This window comes from Maribacter sp. (genome assembly GCF_039968975.1).
GTDB lineage: Bacteria > Bacteroidota > Bacteroidia > Flavobacteriales > Flavobacteriaceae > Maribacter.
Genome location: NZ_JBDVOT010000167.1, coordinates 1 through 3,566 on the forward strand (window position 1 = coordinate 1; position 3,566 = coordinate 3,566).

The following is a 3,566-nucleotide window of genomic DNA, read 5'->3' on the forward strand; positions in this document are numbered from 1 at the left end:
TGAAGATTTAGATGAACAAATAACTTCTAATAACAATACAATGTTAGCACTGCAGCAAAATGTTTTTGGTCGATCTAACATTGGCATGTTCTTCATTAATAGACAATCATTTGAAGATTATGAATTTCAAGATCCTGAAGATCGTTACAATAGGGTTGCAGGTATAGATTATAATTTAATTTCAGATAATAATGTCTTAAACGGTAAATTCTACCTCCATAAATCTTTTGCCCATAACGCTGGTAAAGCAAATCTTTCATCAGGGGCATTTATGCAGTATAACTCTAGAAACTGGAACTTTTTTGAAGATGTGGTCTATATAGGAGAAGATTTCAGATCTGACCTTGGGTTTATTCGTAGAACAGATATTTTTAAGACAGCAACCATGGTAGAGCGCGTTTTCTGGCCAGATGATAGTGTTTTGCAAAGTCATAGCTTTCAGTTTTTCCCTGTTTTAACATGGAGTCCAGAAAATGATTTTCTTCATACAGATTATGATTTAATGGGCGCTTGGGAGTCGAAATTTAATGATCAGTCAGAAATCAATGTATCATACACACATACATACACATTTCTTTTCGACGAGTTTGACCCAACTGACCAAGACGATGCTATACCGCTACCCAATAAGGTTGGCTATCATTACAATTATGTTTCACTTGAATATCAATCTGACAGTAGAAAGAGGTTTGCATATTCTATTTCACCCACCATAGGAAGTTTTTTTAATGGTGATAGATTTTCGGTTCGGACAGAAATGTATTTAAGATTTCAACCAAAAGTATTTTTGTCATTGGCTATGAATTATGACAAAATATCGCTGCCAAAACCCTATTCAAGTACAGATATTTGGCTAATTAGTCCAAAAATAGATGTTACCTTTAGCAAATCTATATTTTGGTCAACACTTGTACAATACAGTAATCAGCGAGATAATTTAGGTTTTAACTCTAGGTTACAATGGCGTTTTGCACCATTGTCAGATTTATTTATCGTTTATAACGACAACTACTTTGTCAATTCATTTGAACCAAAATATCGTTCTATAAATCTAAAACTGACCTACTGGTTAAATATCTAAAATGAAATATAAAATTCTATGTTCAGATTTAGACGGTACATTACTTTCTTCTAAAAGTGATGTTTCTGAATTTGCAATTGAACAAATAGGTAAAATTAAAGACGATACTAAAATCATTTTAGTTTCTGCAAGAATGCCAAGCGGTATGCGCTATATTCAAGAGAATTTAGGTATTACCAATCAGCCCATTATTTGCTACAATGGCGCCTTAGTATTGTCAGGTAACACGGCTCTTACATCGGTATTTATCCCTATCAACATCTTAACAGATATTCATAAGGTATGTAAAGGTTTAGAGGCTGATTTAGGCTTATATTATAACAATGAATGGTACGTGCCAAAAACTTCTTTACGGGTAGATAAAGAGACCAAATACACGAAAACTACACCCACTTTTCAAGATACTCAAAGCACCTTGAATAATTGGAAACAACGAAATGTAGGAGCACACAAAATTATGCTCATGTGCACCAAAAGCAGTGCAGATATACTGATGCCAGTTCTTCAAGAAAAATTAGGTGACGTACTTAACTTATATCGCTCCAATGACACACTTATTGAAATTGCTCCAAAAACCGTATCAAAACTTTCTGCAATTAAATTACTGTTAGAAGAGGATGAAGCCTTAGCAGATATCGTAGCCTTTGGCGATAACTACAATGATATTGAAATGCTTGAAAATGTAGGCTATGGTGTTGCTGTTGCCAATGCAAGAGAAGAAGTAAAAAAAATCTCAAATCATATTACCCTAGATAATACTGAAGACGGAGTAGCACATTACATTGCCAAAAACTTGGTTAATTAACTATATTTGAAAATACCAACATAGCACTATATTTATGCCATACCTTTTTGCCCAACCTCTTATTACAAATGACACGGTAGTCTTCGGACTTTTGGCACTTTGCCTAGGTTTCATCTTTTATACCTCTAGTCTGAAAACCGGATTTTGGAGTAAATTCTATTCCATTGTTCCTGCAGTGCTTATGTGCTATTTATTACCGGCTATTTTAACGAGTACCGGAATTGTTTCTGATGAGATTTCTAATTTATATTTTATGGCAAGTAGGTACTTACTACCTGCAGCACTTGTTCTTATGACGTTGAGCATTGACATGAAGGCCATTTCAAACCTTGGATCCAAAGCACTCATCATGTTTTTAACTGGTAGCGCAGGTATTATTATAGGTGGACCAATTGCTATTCTTATTGTCTCTATTTTTTCTCCTGATACCGTTGGCGGAAATGATTTTGATGCCATATGGAGGGGACTTTCTACCATCGCAGGTAGTTGGATCGGTGGCGGTGCAAACCAAGCTGCTATGTTAGAAATTTTTCAATACAATCCTGAAAAATATGGCGGTATGGTATTGATAGATATTGTAGTCGCCAATGTATGGATGGCCATCGTTCTTTTGGGAGTTGGTAGAACCAAAAAAATTGACGCATGGTTAAAAGCAGATACCTCAGCCATTGAAACTTTAAAAGTAAAAGTGACGGAGTTTACCGAGAGAATTACTCGTGTACCTACCCTGAACGATTATATGATTATGCTAGCCCTAGCTTTTACCGCTGTTGGAATAGCTCATTTTTTCGGCGACCATATAAGTGCTTATTTAGAAAGTAATTTTGACGCTGTAAGCGATAAAAAGAGTTTTCTATCTTTCTTAGGCTCCGCCTTCTTTTGGATGGTAGTTATTGCTACAGGTTTGGGCATAGCCTTATCTTTCACTAAAGCAAAGAATTATGAAGGTGCAGGCGCCAGTAAAATTGGCGGTATGTTCATTTATATTCTGGTTGCTACTATTGGTATGAAAATGGACCTGAACAAAGTACTAGAAAACCCTGGATTGATTGCTGTTGGCTTTATCTGGATTGCCATTCATGCTGGATTGATGATATTGGTCGCTAAACTAATTAAGGCACCATATTTCTTTCTTGCGGTAGGTAGTCAAGCAAATGTTGGTGGTGCGGCTTCCGCACCTGTTGTTGCTGCAGAATTTCACCCCTCATTAACATCGGTAGGTGTTCTATTAGCTGTACTTGGCTATGTAGTAGGTACTGGTGGTGCTTTGCTTTGTGCATACTTAATGGAAGTTGCATCTAGTTTATAAAATAAATCTTAGTTACTAACAAAATAAAGGCTTGGCGTTCTTTATTATCAAATTTTATAGATATTTGCGCCCTAAATGATAAGAATGAAGAAAATACTATTTGTTGTTGCTGCGTTATTGGCATTAAGCTCATGTGGCGATAACACAGAAGAGACAATGATCGTAAACGGTAAAATTAAAGGTCTTAAAAAAGGAACCCTTTATTTACAACACGTACCGGACTCAGTTCTAATTACTGTAGATTCCCTTGCTATCAACGGAGATGGAAATTTTTCTTTTAAGACTAAATTAATGAGTCCAGAGATATTCTATTTATACTTGGATAAAAAAGATAATAACGATATTAATGACCGTATTACATTCTTTGCCGA

The 3,566-nt window shown here is 35.5% G+C and carries 3 protein-coding genes and 1 pseudogene; all 4 read left to right on the top strand.

The features are described from left to right. A pseudogene (locus ABJI11_RS11200) lies at positions 1 to 1,081 on the top strand (hydrolase); the annotation flags it as partial. Between the two features lies 1 nt (position 1,082). Next, the gene (locus tag ABJI11_RS11205; protein WP_348352154.1) at positions 1,083 to 1,886 is read left to right on the top strand and encodes a Cof-type HAD-IIB family hydrolase; all 804 of its coding nucleotides are present in this window, start codon (positions 1,083 to 1,085) and stop codon (positions 1,884 to 1,886) included. Between the two features lie 34 nt (positions 1,887 to 1,920). Further along, positions 1,921 to 3,195, top strand: a complete 1,275-nt coding sequence (locus ABJI11_RS11210; protein ID WP_348352156.1) for a DUF819 family protein — start codon at positions 1,921 to 1,923, stop codon at positions 3,193 to 3,195. An 84-nt stretch (positions 3,196 to 3,279) separates the two neighbouring features. Continuing rightward, a partial coding sequence (locus ABJI11_RS11215; protein ID WP_348352158.1) for a DUF4369 domain-containing protein occupies positions 3,280 to 3,566 on the top strand: 287 nt, incomplete at its 3' end.